The 1,367-nt window shown below is 45.3% G+C and carries 3 protein-coding genes and 1 pseudogene; all 4 read right to left on the bottom strand.

Annotation, left to right across the window (positions count from 1 at the left end; all coding sequences use genetic code 11):
* Positions 1-152, bottom strand: a pseudogene (locus JTI85_RS12265) (SOS response-associated peptidase); the annotation flags it as partial.
* A gap of 166 nt (positions 153-318) precedes the next feature.
* Positions 319-753 carry a universal stress protein UspF gene (gene uspF / locus JTI85_RS12260; RefSeq protein WP_005126652.1) on the bottom strand — a complete coding sequence of 145 codons (435 nt, stop codon included), beginning with the start codon at positions 751-753 and terminating at the stop codon, positions 319-321.
* An 81-nt stretch (positions 754-834) separates the two neighbouring features.
* Positions 835-1,047, bottom strand: a complete 213-nt coding sequence (locus JTI85_RS12255) for a KTSC domain-containing protein (RefSeq protein ID WP_016153189.1) — start codon at positions 1,045-1,047, stop codon at positions 835-837.
* 152 nt (positions 1,048-1,199) lie between these two features.
* On the bottom strand, positions 1,200-1,367 hold a 168-nt coding region (locus tag JTI85_RS21430), incomplete at its 5' end, for a porin (protein ID WP_255575597.1).

Raw genomic sequence — 1,367 nt, 5'->3', positions numbered from 1 at the left:
TCACGTTCGCTAAGAAGCAGAACTTTGGTACCTGGAGCCACGTTGAAACGTCCGATCGGTTCCGGGTCATATGGAATGTCTCGTTCGACTTCTTCAGCGAGAAGGGCGAGATAATCTTCTCGCGTCATTGACTGTGAAAAGCGTCCACACATAGAAACCTCCAGCCATATGTCAGAGAAAGTATTAAAAAAGTCTGATATAAAAACTGTGGCGTGTATGGTACGGATAAGCGGGAAAAATGTCAGCACATTTAGGTCAGGAATCGCGGGGTAAAAGAGAGGAAACAAAAAGCCCGCAACGGTGTGCGGGCCAGACAGCTTAGCGAACCACCAGAACTGAACACTCCGCGTGACGCACCACGGCTGCGGCGTTAGAGCCCAGCAGATAAGTGGTGATGTCCGGTCGGTGTGAGGCAATAATGACCATATCTGCAGGTAATTTCCTGGCGATCTCCAGGATTTTATCTTTTGGCGCACCTTCAGCAACGTGAACATGCACTCTGTCCGTCGGGATATTGAACTTCTTGATAATCTCTTCCAGTTGAGATTTCGCTTCGGCTTTCAGATCGTCCATGGCCGGTAACTCCGCCGAGTAGGCCAGTCCCAGGGAAGCATAATAGGGCAATGACGGAATAACGGTCAGAAAATGCACCTGCGCATCGTCAATTTTTGCCTCTGCTTCAACATGGGCAATAACGCGTTGAGTTAATTCTGAGTCTGAAATATCGATGGGTACAAGAATCGTTCTGTTCATAAAACCTCCTGTTTAAGTATCCACGTAAAGCTTACCGCGTAATGGCACTTTATGTACAATGACAAAGATCACATTTTGGCATCACTTTATTTTGATTTCAGGAAATTTCCCTTTTATAACCCCATCATAAAATCGGCCCTTGGAGACCACGCTCAGGAAATCACGAAAAATACGCGCGGGGACATGCTGGTATTGCAGCGTAGACAATTGATGAAAGCGAATTTCAAGTGTGCGAGAGGATTCGTCATAGCCGACGGATGCAATACGGGATGATTTAACGGGGTGATGATTCATTGCAGATATCCTCTACTACAGGTATTAATGCAAGATATCATCTATCAAAGGTGTGTTTTAACGCAACAGATATAATGTTTTGATCTGGATAAAACAGAATTGCTATTAATGAAAGGATAGCCCGCTGTTGCCAGCGGGCTGACAGAGACAGATTAGAACTGGTAAACCATACCCAGTGCTACAACGTCATCGGTAGAGATGTCGTTCTGGGTGTAGAATTGGTTATCTTCATCCAGCAGGTTGATTTTGTAATCAACATAGGTAGAGAAGTTTTTGTTGAAGTAGTAAGTAGCGCCTACGGATGCATATTTCACCAGATC

It is taken from the genome of Citrobacter sp. Colony219 (assembly GCF_019382635.1).
Classification (GTDB): Bacteria; Pseudomonadota; Gammaproteobacteria; order Enterobacterales; family Enterobacteriaceae; genus Citrobacter; species Citrobacter youngae.
This window is presented reverse-complemented; position numbering and strand designations above follow the sequence as displayed.